At 66.8% G+C, this 19,651-nt stretch carries 15 protein-coding genes; 4 read left to right on the top strand and 11 right to left on the bottom strand.

Going from position 1 to position 19,651, the window contains the following annotated elements:
* Positions 1-42: 42 nt before the first annotated feature.
* The gene (locus tag ACQP2T_RS36540) at positions 43-840 is read right to left on the bottom strand and encodes a cyclase family protein (protein ID WP_433509453.1); all 798 of its coding nucleotides are present in this window, start codon (positions 838-840) and stop codon (positions 43-45) included.
* A 77-nt stretch (positions 841-917) separates the two neighbouring features.
* On the opposite strand from ACQP2T_RS36540, the gene ACQP2T_RS36535 reads away from it, so the two are divergent.
* Positions 918-1,676: an IclR family transcriptional regulator gene (locus ACQP2T_RS36535; protein ID WP_433509452.1), complete on the top strand. Its 759-nt coding sequence runs from the start codon at positions 918-920 to the stop codon at positions 1,674-1,676.
* A gap of 519 nt (positions 1,677-2,195) precedes the next feature.
* Here ACQP2T_RS36535 and ACQP2T_RS36530 read toward each other — a convergent pair.
* The 4 genes from ACQP2T_RS36530 to ACQP2T_RS36515 form a co-directional block, all read right to left on the bottom strand.
* Complete coding sequence (locus tag ACQP2T_RS36530) at positions 2,196-2,825, bottom strand: hypothetical protein (RefSeq protein WP_433509451.1); 630 nt, start codon at positions 2,823-2,825, stop codon at positions 2,196-2,198.
* Positions 2,813-3,064, bottom strand: coding sequence for a hypothetical protein (locus ACQP2T_RS36525; RefSeq protein WP_433509450.1), 252 nt, complete (start codon positions 3,062-3,064; stop codon positions 2,813-2,815). Before ACQP2T_RS36525 ends, ACQP2T_RS36530 begins: the two co-directional genes overlap by 13 nt.
* Before the next feature lie 199 nt (positions 3,065-3,263).
* Positions 3,264-4,115 (bottom strand): helix-turn-helix domain-containing protein, encoded by an 852-nt coding sequence (locus ACQP2T_RS36520; protein ID WP_433509449.1) that lies wholly within the window; start codon positions 4,113-4,115, stop codon positions 3,264-3,266.
* A gap of 15 nt (positions 4,116-4,130) precedes the next feature.
* Positions 4,131-4,637 (bottom strand): DUF6879 family protein, encoded by a 507-nt coding sequence (locus ACQP2T_RS36515; RefSeq protein WP_433509448.1) that lies wholly within the window; start codon positions 4,635-4,637, stop codon positions 4,131-4,133.
* A 1,527-nt stretch (positions 4,638-6,164) separates the two neighbouring features.
* Here ACQP2T_RS36515 and ACQP2T_RS36510 point away from each other — a divergent pair.
* From ACQP2T_RS36510 to ACQP2T_RS36500, 3 genes are all read left to right on the top strand, one after another.
* The gene (locus ACQP2T_RS36510) at positions 6,165-6,464 is read left to right on the top strand and encodes a lactococcin 972 family bacteriocin (RefSeq protein WP_433509447.1); all 300 of its coding nucleotides are present in this window, start codon (positions 6,165-6,167) and stop codon (positions 6,462-6,464) included.
* A gap of 775 nt (positions 6,465-7,239) precedes the next feature.
* Positions 7,240-9,318, top strand: a complete 2,079-nt coding sequence (locus ACQP2T_RS36505) for a hypothetical protein (protein ID WP_433509446.1) — start codon at positions 7,240-7,242, stop codon at positions 9,316-9,318.
* A 45-nt stretch (positions 9,319-9,363) separates the two neighbouring features.
* The gene (locus ACQP2T_RS36500; RefSeq protein ID WP_433509445.1) at positions 9,364-9,987 is read left to right on the top strand and encodes an ABC transporter ATP-binding protein; all 624 of its coding nucleotides are present in this window, start codon (positions 9,364-9,366) and stop codon (positions 9,985-9,987) included.
* Between the two features lie 143 nt (positions 9,988-10,130).
* Here ACQP2T_RS36500 and ACQP2T_RS36495 read toward each other — a convergent pair whose 3' ends face one another.
* The 6 genes from ACQP2T_RS36495 to ACQP2T_RS36470 all read right to left on the bottom strand — a co-directional run bounded on the left by ACQP2T_RS36495 (position 10,131) and on the right by ACQP2T_RS36470 (position 19,649).
* Entirely contained in the window at positions 10,131-11,486 is a 1,356-nt protein-coding gene (locus ACQP2T_RS36495) for a sulfatase family protein (protein WP_433509444.1), read from the bottom strand.
* A 53-nt stretch (positions 11,487-11,539) separates the two neighbouring features.
* Positions 11,540-13,993: a beta-glucosidase family protein gene (locus tag ACQP2T_RS36490; RefSeq protein ID WP_433509443.1), complete on the bottom strand. Its 2,454-nt coding sequence runs from the start codon at positions 13,991-13,993 to the stop codon at positions 11,540-11,542.
* Positions 13,994-14,009: 16 nt separating this feature from the next.
* Positions 14,010-15,572 (bottom strand): sulfatase family protein, encoded by a 1,563-nt coding sequence (locus ACQP2T_RS36485; RefSeq protein ID WP_433509442.1) that lies wholly within the window; start codon positions 15,570-15,572, stop codon positions 14,010-14,012.
* A 107-nt stretch (positions 15,573-15,679) separates the two neighbouring features.
* Positions 15,680-16,702 (bottom strand): SUMF1/EgtB/PvdO family nonheme iron enzyme, encoded by a 1,023-nt coding sequence (locus tag ACQP2T_RS36480; RefSeq protein ID WP_433509441.1) that lies wholly within the window; start codon positions 16,700-16,702, stop codon positions 15,680-15,682.
* The gene (locus tag ACQP2T_RS36475; RefSeq protein WP_433509440.1) at positions 16,699-18,750 is read right to left on the bottom strand and encodes a dipeptide ABC transporter ATP-binding protein; all 2,052 of its coding nucleotides are present in this window, start codon (positions 18,748-18,750) and stop codon (positions 16,699-16,701) included. The genes ACQP2T_RS36480 and ACQP2T_RS36475 overlap by 4 nt, the downstream gene beginning before the upstream one ends.
* The gene (locus ACQP2T_RS36470; RefSeq protein ID WP_433519873.1) at positions 18,747-19,649 is read right to left on the bottom strand and encodes an ABC transporter permease; all 903 of its coding nucleotides are present in this window, start codon (positions 19,647-19,649) and stop codon (positions 18,747-18,749) included. Before ACQP2T_RS36470 ends, ACQP2T_RS36475 begins: the two co-directional genes overlap by 4 nt.
* Between the last annotated feature and the right edge of the window lie 2 nt (positions 19,650-19,651).

Here is a 19,651-nt window from a genome sequence, read left to right as displayed (position 1 = left end):
GGCGATGACGGCGAGACATGAGTGGTCACTTCCGGCCCCCGATCAGGCGATGACGGCGAGCGGGCGGACCGGGGCTCCCGTGGCGCCGACGATCGGCAGCGGGTTCAGCACCAGCAGGAACTCGCGGACTCCCGAGTCGAGCAGCTCGGCCAGCCGCATCGTCTCCACGATGTTGATCCCCGACTCCACCAGCATGATCCGGTGCACGGGAAGCGTGGCATGCCCGCGGCCCGCCGCGATGTGCTCGAAGGCGATGGTCTCGCCGCCCACCACGCGTGGCTGCCGCGCGGCCAGCCAGCGGCCGGCATCGGCGCCCGGACCCGGAACGCCGTTCCGCTGACCGACGAAGTCGTCTCCCGACTCCCACAGCCGCGACCAGCCGGTCCCGACCAGTACGGCGTCGCCCGCGCGGATCTCCAGGTCCCCGGCGGCCCGCTCCAGATCGTCGGCGGTGACCTCGTAGCCGGCGGGCAGCGTGGCCACCCCGTGCACGGCGGCCACGTCGAGCAGCACGCACCGGCCCACGTACGGCTCGAACCCGTCGATGCCCATGGCGCTGAACCCCTCGTGCGACATCACCTCGCCCGCCGGCCGCCCGCCGTACAGGAGACCCTCTTGGGAGACGTGCGCGAGAGCGTCGACGTGCGTGCCGACGTGGCCGCCCGTGACGATGATCTCGTTGGCGGCCGAGCCGCCATCGGTCCTGACCATGTCGCCGTGCCGGCGTTCCAGCGCCATACGGAACGGCGGGTGGTTGGGGGACTGCGGCATGCCCTTGCGCATCGGCTGCGCCAGGTCCAGGACGCGCGAGCCCTCCAGGGCCTTCCACAACGACGACATATCCGGTGGCTCCTTGTGTTCCAATAGTAGGAATGCTGTTCCCGACAGTACACATGATTCACCGGGGAAGGCCCACCATGCCCAGCCAGACCGCCGCCACCGTCGAACGGGCCGCCGACATCCTCGTCCGGTTCGCCGAGGCGGGCACGGACACACTCGGCGTCACCGAGCTCGCCGAGAGCCTGGGCATGTCGAAGGCGGCGGTGCACCGGGTGCTGGCCTCGTTCAGGAGCCGGGGGCTGGTCGTGCTCGATGAGGAGAGCAGGCGCTACTCACTGGGGCTGACGGCGATGCGGCTCGGCCTGGCCTACCTCGACCGCATCGACGTACGGCGGCTGGCCGCGCCCGAACTGCCCGCCCTGTCGAGGCTGACCGGCGAGACCGCCACCTTGTCGATCAGGACCGGTGACACCCGCGTCTACATCGACCAGGCGACACCCGAGCGGGAGGTGATCATGTCGGTCTCGCTGGGCGTGCCGTATCCGCTGCACGCGGGCGGGTCGTCCAAGGCGTTCCTGGCCTACCTCTCGGAAGAGGAGATCACCCGCTATCTCAGCCGATCACTGGAGACCATGACGCTTGCCACCGTCACGGACCCCGGCCGCCTTCGCACCGACCTGACGCTCATCCGCCGCCGCGGCTACGCGATGTCGATCGCCGAACGGCAGAGCGGCGCGGCCTCCGTGGCGGCCCCCATCCTCGACCACCACGGCCGTCCGGCGGCGGTCATCAGCGTGTGCGGCCCGGCCGACCGCTTCATGGCCGAAGCCGACGCCTGCGCCGCCGCCCTCCTGCGGACCACCGACCGCCTCTCCGCCCACCTGGGCCACCACTGACCGTCTTCAGTTCCCGCCCAAAAAGGGCCTCCGCTTCGCTCCGGGCGTTCTTTCCCCCGCCCGTTACCCGATTCGGTGGTTGGCCGTCTGATGCCCACCCGCCCACAAAGGCCCTCCGCTTCGCTCCGGACGTCCTCCCAGGCGGGCTGACGCCCGCCCTCTGAAGGGCCTCGCTGCGCTCGGGCTGCCTTTCCGAACACGCTTCGCCGGGTCGGCTGGTTGAAGCGGGCTTGACCGTGGCGGCAAACCCATCGGGACCGGCGCCGACTCCTACCGCCTGGCCCAGACCCAAGCCGTGCACCAAGCCCCCCGCCAAGACGGCAGCCCGACCGTTAACTTGACGCCGAAGCCGTCCAACGACCGTCAGCCAGGCATGGGGAGGCCCTGACGCATACCGCCAGCGGCGGACGGAAGGACGGCCAGATACCCCAACCCCGAGGGAGAAGCCTCTGGACATTGCGCCCCGGATGAGAGAGGACCAGCGGGAACACCTCAACCGGGGCCGTCTGAATCTTCAGCTCAGGCCACGTACGATAGCTCGTCCAGAGGTGCCACCTGCACATCATGCAGCCGCATCAGGAGCTCCCGGCCGAGCGCGTGATACATGTCGGAGTCGTCGAACGTGAGCACGACGTTGCGCTCGTACGGCACCAGTGGCGGCAGATAGGGCAGGAACACATCAGCGCGCACCCCATACGGCGAGCAGTTGCCCACGGTGAAGACTGCGGCGTTACGCCGCAGGTGCGGACACTGCGCGATCGCCTCCGGGATACACCCTCGACACGTCGGCGGCGCGTTGGTGTAGCCGTCTCCGCCATCTCCGGAGTCAGATGACAGTAACCACCAGATCCGCCCTGTCTCGGCGTCTGCTGCCGAACAAGCGCACACCTGGCAGAGCCGATTGTCCATGCAACGCCACTGCCTTCGGGTGTTCACCGACGTGAAGTCGGGCCGTCCCGTCATCGTCTTGCCCTGTCGCAGCCGCAAGACGCCGTTGTTGTAGTCGCCGCGACTCGGAATGGCGTAGCTGAGTTGCGAACCGCCACGGCGCGGTATCCACTTCAACGGGTGGCTCTGGACCTCTCCCGTCCACCCGATCACGTACGGATAGTGAAATCCGGTCGGGCCGGCCTTCGTCACCAGATCCACGGCGTCTCCCGGTCATAGCCAGGGATGAGCGCCGCCACCAGTTCGGGAGTCTGGGCAGGTACGAGGTAGGGGTGGCTCTGCTGCGAAGGTACGGTCACGCGGAAGTGGGTCAAATCCACGCTCACCGTGATGGCAGCCACGATCTTCCCCTGCCGGTCCCAGACCTCGATGGCGGGCGTGTGGTAGTCGGGGAACGTCAGCGGCTGCCGCCCCCACAACTCCAAGCTGATCAGCGACACCCTCAGACACGGGATATGCCGCCGTTTCAACTCCCGCTGCACAGGCCCCAGAGCCTCGGACAGTTCCCTGGCTATATCGGCGGTAACCCTGTTATGCGGGGCCTGGCGGGGCTCGGCAGCACGTCTTGGTGACATGCCATCGACGCTAGGAGGAGTGCTTTCCGAGGCTCAACGAGTATGTACGAGTTTCTACGCGACTTCAGTCCAGCAGTGCTTCGAACGCGGAGTCGATCAGGGCCCGTGCCGGGTGCCCGAAGACGGCATCCTTCTTCAGATCCTCGAAGCACTTCATGTACAGGCCGATCTCGCGCGGCTGCGTGAGGTTCACCATGGCCGACACCAGCTCGATCACCACCGTGGAGTCGTCGTAGATGAGGAAGCTCTCGGTGACCTTCTGCACGCGGGAGGCGCCGCTGGGGATGATCCCGAGGGAGATGTTCGGCTGGTGCATGCCGATCAGCAGGTGGGAGAGCTGCTCACGCATGATGACGTCCGAGAAGGGGCGGTCCCGCAACACCGACTCCTCGATGATCAGAACACAGCGGCGGCTGGGGCTGTCCAGGAGACGTCGGCGGGCCAGTCGCGTCTTCACGGCTTCCTCGATGTCCGGGACGGGGGCCTCGTGGAATTCCGAGAAGCGCGTCATGATCGCCCGCATGTAGGACGGTACCTGCAAGGGCCACGGCACGAGGTTGGAGGAGTAGAAACGGTATAGGTTGCTGTTCTCGAACAGGGCCTTGCCCAGCTCCTGCATGCGCTTCTGACTGCGCTGAACTCGACGCCATTCGATGTAGGTGTTCTCGGCGTTGCGGCTGGCCGCTATGAGGTTCGGAATCTCCTCCGGGGACTCGCAGATCTGGCACCAGGTGCGGATGTCGGTGTCACTGGGCGGGGTTCGGCCAGTGACGAGACGAGAAACCTTCGATTCCTCCCACCCGGACTGCCGCGCGAAGGCGCGGTTCGTCAGCCCGGCATCTCGGAGGATCTCGCGGAGCCGGGCAGCGATGGCCTTGCGCGCATCCTGGACGCTTGAGGACGGTGAGGTTGCCACGTGCGGGTCGGAACGTCAGGCAGGCAGCACGAACTCCTGGTGGTCCGTCGCCCGTTCCCATACGGCCTCGAAGGCCGCGGAACACAGCTTGGCCTCGGCGGCGTCCTCAGAGAGGTCGTAGCCGGCCTTTTCGCCGTGCCCGGACTGGTAGACCCAGCACACCAGGTGGTCGTCGAACTGCCAGAAGTCGCAGGGAGGCACAGGGACGTCCCGCGCCTTCGGTCTCTCCAGCCAGCGGATCTGCTCACCGCCTGCCAGGTTCGAGCACGGCGTGATCGCATGCTCGAAGCGGATGTAGTCGCTTGGAGGAACCGAGATGACCCTGGCTCGCCGGAAGACGACGCCACGGGCCACGTGGAACCTGGCGAGGCTATTCCAGGCGTCGAGACGCCCTCGGCCTGAGATGTCCGCGATAGGCACTTCGTCCGCCCAGTCCTGGAAGTCTGGGTGCGAGGTGCCGTAGGTGTCCCGAAGTTCCAGGTGCGTCACCGAGCGCTCCGTCTGCTCGAACAAGTCAGTCAAAACGTGGATCATGGCCGCCGCACGCCTCGATAGGGCCTTCTTCAGCTCCTTCGGCACCCGGAAGGCCGCCTCGTGAAGCTCGATATGAGCTACTTCTCGGATCTTCGCGAGTATCTCGGGATCATCGACAGGCTAGCCTACGATCACGAGGCTGCCGTCGGAGTCGTCGCTGTGAACGGAGGGGCAACTGTCGGTGTGACTCCCAGCTTTGCCCCAGAACCTTAGAGCCATCGTCCCCTCCTGGTCTCCGAGTGTGTACGGACTTCTACACCACCTGAGCGTGACGTCGCAGCCACACCGAGTCAAGCTGGGATCCAGCGCGCCCCATACGTGGTTGATAGAGCCCAGCCTAGGGAGACCATCGAGAGGGTTCTGCCCTCGTCATCTCCGAGCTGCCACTACCGCCGCCGCTGCTCTCTCGCAGTTGTTTCCAGATTGCTGGAATCGGTGACAGCGGTCCCTACGAACACGAGGTCGCCGGTCACCTCGTCCACTTGTATGGCTGGGCACTGGTCGCCTTCAGCGTCGGGGTCGCTCACGCAGGAAGTGTGGTCGCATGACGCCCTCCCGGTGCTGCTGCGTGCCGGACTGTGGCACACGCAGCCTGAACGCTGGCTGCCAGGCCGCCAATAAAGGGGGTTCGAACCCTCCCGTTCCCACTCGCGAAGAGGCGGAGTGATTTAAATCACATCGAGGCCTTCATCGACTGCGCAGCCCATGACAAGTGGGTTGACCAGCACACATGTCTCTAGTTATTTGCGCCCATTACTCGCTGCATCAGGTAAGTAACATTCTCATCGTTGACCGATCTTGGATTGTCGATCGCGATCCTATTGATCATCCTATGTCTGCCTTAGGCGCCTGAAGGCTCTCTTGTTCGGGGCCTGCGTCAGCGTGCCTTGAAGGGGTTTCAGAATGCGTGATCGTGATCTGCCAAGGAGGTTGGCGGCTTTTGTGATTGGCCCTGCGGCATTGGTGTTGATCTCCAATATCGGAGTGCCGGATCAGTTTGTGAGTCATGCAGCTAAGGCGGACCCTGGGTAGTCGATGGATGCGCAGCCTGTTCCATAGGAGAACATGGTCAAGGGAGTAGAGGAGTCAGTGCCAGAGGCGCCGGAAAAGGATGTGGCCGGCGCCAACCGGACGCGGCCGGAGTTAACGCCGAGCGAGGGCAGCGAATAGGCGCACATCGACAAGACAACATCGAGCGAACTGAGATGTTCGGATCCGCCCACTTCCAGATGACATCGCCAACTTGCTACCGGTCCACCTAGCAGGCGCGCCGGACCGATTTGTTGCCTAGAAGCGATAACGAGCATACGAAACCACAAGGTGAGCCGCCAGGTCATGGCTTCACCTCCTATTCTGCTGCGCGCACGAAAAGCCTCACTAATATCGGAAATTTTCATAACAGGTATCTTGTCAGAATTTGACGGCCTATGAGATCATAAATCCGAAAGCCCGCTAATGCCGCTAAATATCACTATGGATGTTTAGTATGGCATTTCCTGAAACAGGAGGATTCTCATGAGCAAGCGGATCAAGCTTCTCGCAGGAGCGGCGATCATCGCGTCCGTCTTAACGGGTACTGCGGCTTGGGCGGAGATCACCTATCCAGACGGGGGCACTTGGGATCACGGCACTGGCCAGGGGTACACCTGGTCGAACTACTACCATGAAGATGACTGTCACGGTTCTACGGCGGTAGGCGTCTCAACCAAGCGATCGCCAAAAACAAACCCTGGGGCTTGGTCGGAGGCCAGGGTCGCCTCGTCGAGCTTCGGAAACGAGACCTACTACAGGATTGAGCGCGGCGGCCCTTGCTGAGTCCTGTCAGATAATTCCTCATGACAAAGCCAGAGTGACTAGCGCGAGTGTCATGCCTGCGGGGTAGAGATCGGCAAGTTTGCCGAAGCGGCTGCAGCGGTGCGCCATTATTTGAGTTTGGTGGAGCATCGCTCGATCTGGATATGGCACTGATAGACAATGGGTCTGGGAAAGTTCTCCTTTGTTTGTACCAGAGGCCTGATCGAGTTGCTTAATAGCGGAATCTGACCAGTGTTCGGGGTCATGGTCGGTGAGTCTTGAAGCGGACAAAATCCAAGCTTGCCGTAGCCTTGCCCGTTAAAGGGTGGCATTGAAGGCAGGTGGCCGTTCTTGTCGGCTATCCTATCCTTCACGCTTTCAGCAGGAGCCCTGCTCCCTGCGTTTGTAAGTGGCTGCCTGGTTGGGCGGTGGCGCAGGGGTATTGCATGAGGAATAGCCCTTTTCGTCAAAGCAGAAATGAAGGCGGGGGTGGCCAGGGTCCGGCGCAGCCGGAGCTTGGCCATCACCGTTTTCCAGAGGGCTCTCGCCTTCGGGAGAATCGCGACAGGACCCTGGTCTGCAGCTACCGTAAGATACCGTGGGCGGCTTCGCGATGGTCTCGCCAGGATTTTCCCTACTGTCCGACATGCCCAACAGGGTCTTGCTTTGATGCCAGGCTTTTATTGGTCAGTTCACTGCGTTGCACCATAAAGCGCCTTCTGGCGGCAACCACCGACCCATACCATCAGATCATTCTGAACAAATATCAATATATAACAAACACAGGGAGACGGTCTTGCTGCCTCGCGGCATCAAGCTTGCATACGTGCTGGCAATCACCTTCTCGGCGGTGATGGCTTTTAGTCTTGTGCATAGGATTGACGGGGATATCATCATCGGCGCACGGGAAGTGATACGGGTCGCCGATGCAAAGCAGACTCTTACTAGAGTCTCGGCAACTGAGCGGCTGGAAAAGTTTGCGCAGAACAAAACAATCAATGTCGGTCGAATGACTCTCGATCCTAGTGACTTGAGAAAGCGAGTGCTCTACCTCGCCATCGGTGACCAGAACGATGATTCGGCCGGCTGGCTTCGTTCGGGATATCCGGCCTTCAACACCGATGCGGACATCTCGATTCTTCCGATAACGGCAGCTGCGGACATCGACCCGCGTGGTTACTACTTCCTCTTCGGTGATCAAGTTGATGCCGGCATCGTCAGATCCTTTCAAGACGAGATGGATTCTTTTGGGCTTGCCGCAACGGTGGCACCGCCGCTGACCGTGATGACGGCATATGCCATCTTCGCCTACGGAGCGCCACTTCAATGCTTCCTCGCCGTCTGTGGAGCCATTATCTGCCTAGTGTTTCTGGGTGTCGTCTTCAGCTCCAAGGCATACGGGATCCAACGACTGCAAGGGCGCAGCTTTGCGAACATCGCAGGACGCGACCTTAGGATAATCGCCACGTTTGGGATGACTTGTCTATGTGCATGTATGCTAGCGGCGGGGCTGTCGCTGTTTGCTTATAACCGGCTGCATAGATTTTCCTTTTACCTCTGGATATGGCTTGGCATTCTCGGGTTACTGATCGCACTTGCTCTTATGGCTCATGTGCTTGCGCTGATACTTGCCTTTAGAGTGCGTATCCCATCTGCTATAAAGGGCGAAGTTCCGGCCAAGTACGCCATTATCGGCATGTTCGGTATCCGGATACTCTCAGTCGGCATCGCCCTAACCATAGCGTCTACACTGGTAATCACCTGGCAGACCCTGGACGGCAAGCAGGAAAGCCAGGAACGGTTCCGCGCTGCCGGTTCCGCGGTCTGGATCTCGCTTAATGGAGCGCTTGAGAAGGAGAGCGACCGGCAGTTCCGTGAAGTGGGCGCCTGGATACGCGAGGCGGATCGGAACGGCCATGCGATCTTCTCTCATCGGGGCAGGCTCGCCGAATTCTTCTCAGAGTACGCACCTTATGGTGAGGCGCTGATGGTGAACGGCGCCTATCTGGCTCGGCAAGAGGTGCAGACACAATTCAAGGAGAGAGTCCTTGAAGATACTAAAGCGAATCGGGTGCGGGTCCTGATCCCGCCGAATCTGGCGCCTGACAGAGAGCGCATCACTCGGGCGATGACCCAATGGGTCAATTATCTCAGCAAAAGAAATGGTGTTTCCGCGCCGTCTATGGAGGTATCGCTGGCGTTGGCCGGACAGCGACTCTTTACCTATGGATCCGGCTCGGCCGAGGTTGGCAATCCGATAATCGTGGATCCCGTTGTCGTCATCATTCCCGCGTCTAATATTCTTTCGAATGACGATTATGCGGCCTATGCTACACAGGCATCGGTCGTCTTCACAGATTCGGACTTCGTAAGAAACGCCATTCGCGGTAGTGCGCTTGAAACGTACATCAATGGTGTCGAACCAATCGCACTACGAGCCGCTTACGAAAACAGAGACATGTCCGTTGGATTTTGGTTCATGCTGATCAATTTGGTGATTGCCGTGGCGGTTGTGATGGTATCTGCCGTCGGGATGAGCCATCTCTACGTTCAGCAGAACGCGCAGCGCATCTTTGCGCAGAGCGTGTTTGGCTGGTCGCCCGTCAGAGTTCATGGTCGCCTCCTCGCGGTCGAGGCCGTCTCGACACTGTTGTTCGTGGCGTACGTTGCCATCGATACCGTCGAACGGTTGCGGTTCCGTGAACACGGGGCGCCCAGGATGATGTTACCTTCTGTGGCTCGAGAGATTATGTCGGTGAGCGGCTGGGAGCCGGTACTGGCCGCGCTGTTCATGTGCGCGGGGATCTGTGGCAGTCTCGGTGTTCTCGGTGTTCTCGGTAAACGTGTAGGCCGAAGCGCGGCGATCGGGAATTAGTCCTCCAGCTACCTTGATATCGTTCGAAATGCAAAGGAAATGTTGATGTTGTCAGTAGAAGGCGCCACCAAGTCGATAGGCGCGCGCACGCTCTGGAGCGATCTTAGCTTTGACATCGGCACCGGCCGGATGGTGGCCGTGACCGGCCTGAGTGGAAGCGGAAAGTCGACTTTATTGAACTGCATAGGACTTCTTGACCGAATAGACGAAGGACGAATTATTATCGATGGTCATGATATGGCTGGCCACAATGCGCGTCAGGCCCGTAGGTTCCGCCGGGAATATCTCGGCTACGTCTTCCAGAGCTACGCTCTTATCGAGAATGCCACAGTGCGCGACAATCTCGATGTTGCTGTAGTGAGCGGCAGCAAGAAGGCGGCTCGGAAGTCGTACGAGAGCGCTTTGGAGCAGGTTGGCCTGGGCGGGCGGCTCAAGGACAAGATCTATCTTCTCAGTGGTGGTGAGCAGCAGCGGGTTGCGTTGGCCAGACTGCTGGTCAAGCGCCCCTCGATCGTGCTTGCCGATGAACCCACAGGATCGCTTGACACGTGGAACGCGGAATTGGTCGTTCAGATACTTCGGGTGATGGCGGATGCAGGGTGTGCGGTGCTCATAGCGACGCACAATGAGCAGGTCGCGAAGTCTTGCGATACACAACTTGAATTGTAGTCAGGCCTTGACTTTTCGCGATCATGGTGGGATCGGCTGACCGGTTCGGCCGAAAGTCAGGTGCGTACTGGGGCCAGCACGCTGACCCTGCTGTCGCGTCGGGTCGTCGGGGTTCCCCGGGCCCGCGGGTACCCTGACCGTCTTCAGCCCGGGGCGCGCTCCGTGAGGAACGCGCGGTAGGTGCCGAGCAACGGGTCGCCGGTCTCGGTCATCCACGCGAGCAGGTCGCGCCGGGCGGCCGCCAGATCCTCACGGTGTCCGGGGTCGCCGGACAGGTCGGTCAGTGAGTGCGGGTCGGCGTGGAGGTCGTAGAGCTCCTCGGGCGCGCGGTGCAGGTAGAAGCGGGTGCGCGGGGCGAGGCGCGGGTCGGCGAGCATCGCCGGCCAGGTTCTGCCGAACATGTTCTCCGCCCGGTACGCGCGAGCGCCGTCGGACCACTCATTCCAGATGTAGCCGAACCGTGCGTCCTGCCGGGAGCGCATCTCGTACCGGCCCTTGGCCGCGGTCTCGTGGAACACCGTGAACACCGCGTCCCGGCCGTCCTGCGGCTCACCGCGCAGCAGCGGGAGCATGCCCTGCCCGTCCAGACCCGCCGGTTCCGCCAGGCCGGCGGCCGCGCAGAACGTCGGGAACAGGTCGAGCATCGACACGAACGCGGTGTCCTCGCGCGTCCCGGGGCGGGTCACGCCGGGCCAGCGGACGATCAGTGGCGTCCGGCTGCTCTGCAGGTAGCAGTTGGCTTTGGCGAAGGGCACGGCGATCCCGTTGTCGGACAGGAACACCACCAGCGTGTCGCCGGCCGTCCCGCTCTCCTCCAGCGCGCGCAGCACCTCGGCGGCCACGTCGTCGCAACGGCGCGACGAGCTGAGGTATTCGCGGTACTCCCGCGCCACCTCCGGCAGTTCGGGCAGGAAGCCCGGCACGGCGCCGACGTCGTCCGCCGGCCCGAACACCTTCGACGGGGCCGGGTAGGTGGCCCGCTCCTCGGCCGGGAACCGCTCCAGCTCGTCCCGGCTGCCGGAGTAGGGGCGGTGCGGGTCGTGCGCGTTGGCCATGAGGAACCAGGGGCGGCCATGCTCGGCCGCCTCCGTCATGAACCGCCGGGCCGCCTCGCCGTAGGCCCGCGGATCGCGCCCCATGCCCAGCTCGCGCATGCCGCGGGTGAAGTCCCAGCCGAACGCCTCCACCGGCTGCAGGTGCTCGACCTTGCCGAGAATGCCCGACATGTACCCGGCCTCGCGCAGGAGCCGGGTGAGCACGGGCACCCCGTCGGCGATGGGCTCGAACCCCTGCGCGCCGTTGCGGTGCGGCCACCGGCCGGTCATGATCGCGGAACGACTGGGCTGGCACACGGCGATGGCCACGTGCGCGCGCCCGAACGTCATCCCCTCGGCGGCGAGCCGGTCGAGAGCGGGGGTCACCTCCGCCGGCCCGCCGAAGCAGCCCGGGGTGTCGCCGCCCATGTCGTCCGCGGTGATCAGCAGGATGTTCGATGGCATGACGCTCCTCAGCGGCTGGTCAGTTCGAGGGTGGCGCGATGGCATGACGCTCCTCAGCGGCCGGTCAGTTCGAGGGTGGCGCGGACGTCGCCCAGGCCGCGGGCGAGCAGGATCCGGCCCCGCGCGGGCAGCGACTCCCAGGTCCCGCGCTCGTCGTCCCAGCGGCGCCACACGCGGGGGTCGGCGCTCACCTCGACCCGTGCGCTCTCGCCGGAAGGGACGGTCGCGGCCTGCCAGCCGACAAGCCGCACCGGCTGGCGGGGGTCGTCAGGACGGAAGTACACCTGGACGACCTCGCGCCCGCTCCTGCCACCGGTGTTGGTGACGGTCACGGCGACGCGCCGGCCCTGCTCGTCGAGGAGTACGGCGTCGGAATACGCCCATGTCGTGTAGCCGAGGCCGTGCCCGAACCAGAACGCGGGCTGGGGCGCGCGGCCGGCCTCGTGGCCGCGGTAGCCGACGAACGCGCCTTCGGTGTAGCCGAGCCTGCCCTCCTCGGGGGTGACCGACCAGGCAGGGGCGGCCCCGTCCGCGGCCGGGAAGGTGGTGACCAGGCGGCCGGCCGGCTCGATGTCGCCGAGCAGCGCGGCCGCCACGGCGTGACCGCCCTCCTGTCCGGGCAGGCCCGCCCAGAGTACGGCGTCGACCTGGTCGAGCCACGGCATGAGGATCGGGGTCGCCGCGTTGACCACGACCACCGTGCGGCGGGCCGCGGCGGCGACCGCCGTGACCATGTCGTCCTGGGCGCCGGGCAGCCGCAGGGTGGTCTTGTCGACCGACTCGGTCTCCTGCTCCTCGGTGAGCCCGACGACGACCACGGCGACGTCCGCGGCGCGGGCGGCGCTGACCGCGCGGGCCGTCACGCTCTCCACGTCGTCCGGTGCCGGGTGCGCGGCCAGCCCGTAGAGCCCCCTCTTGCCGCGGGGACCCGTGCTCGCCGGCATGACCTCGGCCTCGACGACGTCGCCCGGCGCGACGTCGGCGAGTGTCGTGGCGCCGGGTGGCCGCAGGACCGCCTCACCGACGTCTCCGCTGGAGAGCGCCAGCTCGAACCGCTCCACGTGGTCACCGGCGCGCACCTGCCAGGAGCCTGCGCCGATCCCGCCGACCCGCACCCGCCCACCCTCGGGCAGGCGGGCCCGCAGGCGTACGACGTGCGGCGGCTCCGGCAGGTCGTCGTCGATCCCGATCATCGTGGCGCCCGAGGCGGCGTGCCGCTCGTCGATCAGTGTCCCGTTCTCGGCGTACACCATCACCTGCACACCCGGCTCGCCGGTGACCGGGTGTACGGCGAAGCCCGGCGCGGCCGGTACGGGCCGGTCCCGGACCTCCACCCCGTCCACGACCGTCACAGCGTCGCCGAGCAGCGCGGTGAGCCCTTCGGCCACGCTGACCTGGTACGGGGGATTGACCTGGGCCGACCCGCCACCCATGTCGATGGTGTCGACCGCGTGGCGGCCGATGAGCGCGACGGTGGTGCCACGTGCCAGCGGCAGGGTCGCTTGCTCGTTCTTGAGCACGGTCATGCCCTCGGCAGCCAGCTTCGTGAGCTGCGCCCGGCGGACCGGACTGTCCGGGGCGGGCAGCTCCCCGGACGACTTCCCGGGCTGTTCGCCGGGCGACCTGGGCTGCTCGCCGGGCGACTTCCCGGGCCGCTCGCCGAGCGCGCCGACCCGTTCCGCGAGAAGCAGCAATCGGCGTACGTGGTCGTCGATCACCGCCTCGTCGACCTCGCCCGCCTCGACGGCGGCCACGAGGTGCGCGCCCCACGGCCCGGCGGGACCCGGCATCACGAGGTCGAGCCCGCCGTTGGCGGCGGCCGCGGCGCTCGTCGTGGCCCACCAGTCGGAGACGATCAGCCCGCGATAGCCCCACTCGCCCTTGACGATCTCGTTGATCACGTGGTGCTGCTCGGTGGCGGGGACGCCGTTGACCCGGTTGTACGCGGCCATGATCGACCAGGCGTCCGCGTCGGCGACGGCGATCTCGAACGGCAGCAGGTAGACCTCACGCAGCGTGGCCTCGTCCACCACGCTGTCCACGGTGTGCCGGGCGGTCTCCGACTCGTTGGCCACCAGGTGCTTCAGACAGGCGCCGACGCCGTGGTCCTGCAGCCCGCGCACGTACGCGGCGGCGAGCACGCCCGACAGCAGCGGGTCCTCGGAGTAGGCCTCGAACAGCCGTCCGCCGAGGGGGCTGCGGTGCAGGTTGATCGTCGGCCCGAGCACGACGTGCACGCCCTGCGCGACGGCCTCCTCGGCGAGCATTCTGCCCACCTCGTAGGCGCTGCCGGTGTTCCAGGACGAGGCCAGCAGGGTCGCGTTCGGGAACAGGGCGACCGTGCGGCCGCCGGTGAACGTCATGCCGCGCACGCCGGTCGGCCCGTCGGACATGCGCAGCTCACCGAGCCCGATGGACGGCTCGGGCCGAAGCGTGAACATGCTCGCGCCGGTGAGCAGGGCCACCTTCCCAGGAAGGTCCAGGGAGGCGGGGTGTGGGGTGGTCATCGCGGTCACTTTCCGGTCAGGCCGGCTTGGCAGCGGTCATCCTGCGTTCCAGCTCGGCGTGCCGCTCGGACGTCCACGGGATCTCCGGGGCGTGCCACGAGACCGGCGTGGCGCCGGTCGCGGTGGACAGCCGCTCCGCCAGGTCGTCGGCGAGGTGTTCGCGTCCGGTGGCGCGCAGGTGCTCCATGTAGCGGGCCGGGTCGTTGTAGTAGGTGGGCCCGACCTGCAGCGTCGTCTGCATGGGGTCGGGCAGCGCGCCGGGCCGGCCGGCGTAGGTGTGCCACCACTCCGACAGGTGCGTCCGCATTCGCGCCGCGAGCTCCGGCTCCTTGTCGATGAGGTCGGTGGTGAGATGCGGGTCGGACTCGACGTGGAAGAGCTGCTCCCACTCGGCCCGGCAGCTGCCCGGATGGTAGGTGCGCATGTAGAGGTGCTCGCGGGTGCGCACCGCCCGCTGGTAGGTGTGGGCGCCGTGGCCGAGCACCAGGTACGGCCTCGACGGGATGGCGGAGCCGCGTACCGCGTCGGCGAACGAGGCGCCCTGCCAGCCGCCCGGGATCGGGATGTCGAGCAGGTCGCACAGCGTGGGGGCCAGGTCGACGTTGTACAGCAGCGCGTCGCAGCGGCGCGCGTCCTCGGGCAGGTCGTCGGTCACCCCGGGCCAGTAGACGATCATCGGCACGCGGTGGACCGGCTCGTTGGCGTGGCCGTGCTCGGCGTAGGACCCGTTCTCGCCGAAGGATTCGCCGTGGTCGGCGCTCACGATGATCGCGGTCTCCTCGGCGATGCCGAGCTCGTCCAGCGTGGCGAGCAGCTCGCCGAACAGGCTGTCCCAGTACATGATCGTGCCGTCGAAGCCGTTGATGAGGTGCTCGTAGTCGGCGCGGGTGCGGATGGCGTCCGGCATGTTGTGCGGGACCGGCGAGGGGCGTGGCACGACCGAGTAGTGCAGGTCCAGCGCGCTGCGGGGCCCGTAGACCTCGGCGTGCCCGTCGATGGCCTCCTGGTCCGGCCAGGCCGGGGGCGGGCCCGATTCGGCCGCCTTCTCGGTCCAGCCCGGCTCGGTCAGGTACGGGGTGTGCGGCTCCCAGTAGGTCAGGTGCAGATACCAGTCGTCCTCGTGGGCGTGGCGGCGGATCCAGTCGAGGCCGACCCGGTTGATGTCGCGCCCGTCCTCGTCGTTGATCTCGTCGCTGGCCCGGATGGACTCGCGGAAGTTGCCGAGGAAGAAGTAGGCCCGGTGCCGCTCGGCGAACATCGACACGGCGGCCGTGTAGTAGCCGTGCTGGCCCAGCCGCTGGCCGAGCAGCGGGCGCTCCGGATGCGGGCTGTGGCCGGAGTCGAGCCGGTAGCGGGCGGCCTCGCCGAAGTGCCCGACGACCCCGTTCGTGATGCCGAACTGGCCGCTGGTCAGCGCGGTGCGCGAGGGCAGGCAGGGGGAGTCGGAGCAGTAGTAGCGCTCGAAGGTGACGCCCTTGTCGGCGAGCCCTTGCAGGTTGGGGGTGGTCGGGCGCTGGTAGCCGTAGGGTTGCGTGTGGTCGGCCCGGAGTGTGTCGACATCAATGTAGATGACGCGCATGGAAACCCTTCATGTTGTCGATCAGTTGAAGTCGCGGACGCGGTCGATCAGCTGGACTCGCGGAGGCAGCCGTTCAGTTGGAGCCGCGGACCCGCGGACGCGGTCGTTCAGTTGGAGTCGCGGACGCAGCGGAAGCCCGTGTTGCCGCCGGAGCCGTCCGGTGTGTTGTGCGAGCGGGCGGCGGCCCGGTAGCGGTTGCAGTAGGAGGCGTGGCAGAGGTACGAGCCGCCGCGCATCACCCGGTCGGTGCCCGAGCGCGGGCCCGACGGGTCCTTGGCGTTGGGGGCGTGGTCGGTGCCCCACCAGTCGGCGCACCACTCCCAGACATTGCCGGCCATGTTGTGCAGGCCGTAGTCGTTGGGCGGGAACGCGTGCACCGGCGCGGTCCCCGCGTACCCGTCCTCGGCGGTGTTCGTGACCGGGAAGCGGCCCTGCCAGATGTTGGCCAGGTGCCGGCCGCCGGGGGTGAGTTCGTCGCCCCATGGGTAGCGGCGCTGGTCGTGGCCGCCGCGTGCGGCGTACTCCCATTCCGCCTCGGTCGGCAGGCGGCTGCCGGCCCAGCGGGCGTAGGCGTCGGCGTCGTGCCAGGACACATGGACGACCGGGTGGTCGCCGCGGTCCTCCAGGAGGCTGCCCGGCCCTTCGGGATGGCGCCAGTCCGCCCCCTGGACGGCCGCCCACCACGGGGTGACCTCGGGGCGCGGCGAGATCCGGCGCAACTCCCGGCTCAGGAACCGGACGAAGACGTAGGACCAGCCGATCCGCTCCGTTTCTGTGACGTATCCCGTATCAGCGACGAAAGCCGCGAAATCCTCGTTCGTCACCGCGTAGCGGTCGATGAGGAACGGCGACAGCTCCACTGTGCGGACGGGGCCTTCGCCGTCGGAAGGGAAACCTTCGGCGTCGTCGGTGCCCATCCGGAAGGGGCCGCCCGCGAGCCGTACCATCCCGGCGTCGGATCCGTGCCCTTCTCGTCCGCGCGGAGCGGCCACCGGCGTGCGGTCGGAGGACGGGCGGTCGGAGGACGGGCGGTCAGGGGACGGGCGGTCAGGGGACGGGCCGCCGGAAGACAGGCGGTCAGGGGACGGGCCGCCGGGGGATGGGCGGCCGGGGGCGCAGCAGCCGCTCATGCCGGCACCCCGGTCCCGGCCAGTTCGCCGGCGAAGTGGCACGCGGCGAGCTGGCCCGTGGCGGTGGGGGTGAGCGTGGGCGCCTGCTCGGCGCAGACCGTACGGTCCGGGCGGTGCAGCGGCCCGATCGGGCAGCGGGTGCGGAAGCGGCATCCGGTCGGCGGGTTCATGGGGCTGGGCAGGTCGCCGCCGAGCACGATCCGCTCGCGGGCGCGCCCGGCGGTGTCCGGGATCGGGGACGAGGCGAGCAACGCCGCCGTGTACGGGTGCTGCGGCGCGGTGTAGACCGACTCGGCGTCCCCGACCTCGACGAACTGGCCCAGGTACATCACGGCGACCCGATCGCTGAGATGCCGCACCACCGCCAGATCATGGGCGATGAACAGGTAACCGAGGCCGAGTTCATCGCGCAGCGACTCCAGCAGGTTGATGATCTGCGCCTGGATCGACACGTCCAGCGCGGATACCGGCTCGTCGAGCACCAGCAGCTTCGGCCGGGCCGCGAGGGCGCGGGCGATCCCGATGCGCTGGCGCTGCCCGCCGGAGAAGGCGTGCGGGTAGCGGTCGATCTGGCCCTCGTTGAGCCCGACGCGCTCGGCCAGCGCCGTCACCTCGGCGGCCCGCTCGGCCACCGGCAGGCCGCGCACGGCGAGCGCCTCCTCGAGGGACTGGCGGACGGTGCGGCGCGGGTTCAACGACGCGTACGGGTCCTGGAAGACGTACTGGACCGTCTCGCGCAGCTCCCGGGCGCCGGCCGGGTCCTTGCCGCCGACGGTGTGCGCGCCGACGCGGATCGATCCCGCGGCGGCCACGTTGATGCCGACGATGGTCCTGGCCAGGGTGGACTTGCCGCAGCCCGACTCGCCCACCAGCCCGAGGGTCTCGCCGCCGGAGACGGTCAGGCCGACCCCGTCGACGGCGTACACCGGGCGGTGCCTGCGGATCAGGCCGGTTCGGCCGGCGTTGACGTCCACCCTGAGGCCGTCGATCTCCAGCAGCGGCGCCGGGGCCTGCTCCCGGCGCGCGGACGCGGCGGCGGCGGTGCGCATCGGCGGGATCGCCGCGCCGCCCTGCGTGACGTGGCAGGCGGCCAGGTGGCCGTCACCCGCCCGGGGTGCCAGCACGGGCACCTCCTGGGCGCAGATGTCCTCGCTCAACCGGCAGCGCGGGTGGAAGGGGCAGCCCCGGGGCAGGTTCGCGGGGTCGGGCGGGGCGCCGGGGATGGAGGGCAGGCGCCGCCCGGCGGAGTGCTCGTCGATGCGGGGCATGGCCGCGAGCAGGTCGGCGGTGTAGGGCAGTTCGGGGCGGGCGAAGATGACGTCCACGGGCCCGCGCTCCATGACGCGGCCGCCGTACATCACGACGACCTCGTCGCACATCTCGGCGACCACCCCCATGTCATGGGTGATCATCAGTACGGCGATGCCCAGCTCGTCGCGGAGCCTGCCGAGCAGCCGCAGGATCTGCGCCTGCACGGTCACGTCCAGCGCGGTGGTCGGCTCGTCGGCGATCAGCAGGGACGGCGAGCCGGCCAGCGCCACCGCGATCACCACCCGCTGCCGCATGCCGCCGGAGAACTGGTGCGGATAGTCGTCGATCCGGCGGCCGGCGTCGGGGATGCCGACCTGGTCGAGCAGCTCCCCGGCCCGCTTACGCGCCTCGCGCTTGGCGGTTCCGTGCACGATCAGCGCCTCGGCGATCTGGTCGCCGACGGTCATCGCGGGGTTGAGCGCGGACTGCGGGTCCTGGAACACCATCGCGATCTCCCGGCCGCGCAGCTCCCGCATCCGCTTGTCCGGCAGGGTCAGCAGGTCGGTGCCCCGGTAGCGCACCTCACCCGCGGCGATACGGCCGGGCGCGCGTACCATGCGCAGGATCGAGCGGGCGGCCACGGACTTGCCGGATCCCGACTCGCCGACGATGCCGACGATCTGGCCGGGCCGGATCGAGAAGGTCACGTCGTTGACCGCGTGCACCACGCCGTCCGGCGTGTCGAACTGGGTGCGCAGGCCACTCACTTCCAGGAGGGGCTGCGAGAGCTGTGTCATCGTCGGTTCGCCGCCTGGTTGAGAGCGTCGGACAGGAGAGTGAAGGACAGTGCGAGCAACAGCAGCACGAGGCCGGGGCCGATCACGTAGGAGGGCAGGGTGTCGATGTAGCGGGCGCTCACATTGAGCATCGCGCCCAGCGACGGATTGGGCGGATTGATCCCGAGCCCGACGATGCTCAGCCCGGCCTCGATGAAGATCGCCACCACCATGAACACGGTGGCCTGCACCAGGATGGGGTCGACCACATTGGGCAGGATGTGGCGGACCATCACCGTCGGGCGTGGCACACCGAGCACGCGAGCCGCCAGGACGTACTCCCGCTGCTGCTGGGCGAGCAGCCCCGCGCGGGCGAGGCGGCCGAAGCCGGGCAGCCCGGCGATCACGATCGCCGCGAACAGGGCCGTCCAACCCGCGCCGATCATCATCACGATCATGATGCCGAGGATCAGGCCGGGAAACCCGAGGATGATATCCAGCACCCGCTGGGTCGCCGAGCCGAGCCTCCGGGAGACATAGCCGACCAGGCCGAGCAGTGTGCCGATCACCATGCTCACCGGCACCGCGGTGAGGATCAGACTCAGGTCGGTACGCAGTCCATACAGCGTACGGACGACGATGTCGCGCCCGAACTCGTCGGTGCCCAGCAGGTGCGCCGCGGACGGTCCGGCGAGCGCGTCCCTGGCCTGCTGGTCGTAGCCGCCTGGTGCGAGTACCGGTGCGAGCAGGGCCAGCGAGACCAGCAGTGTCAGCAGCACTGCCGCCGCGATGCCCTTCGAGGTCTGGAACGCCTGCGCGTACCGCGCCAGCGCGCTGCGGCGGTCGCGCCGGCGGCGGACCGTCGACTCGCCGGTTTCCAGCAACGCCGGAGCGGCAGGCGCCTTCTTCGCGATGGTCATCT

This window comes from Nonomuraea sp. CA-143628, assembly GCF_050942315.1.
Taxonomy (GTDB): domain Bacteria; phylum Actinomycetota; class Actinomycetes; order Streptosporangiales; family Streptosporangiaceae; genus Nonomuraea.
Note: the sequence above shows the minus strand (reverse complement) of the source record. Positions and strands in the feature narration are given on the sequence as shown.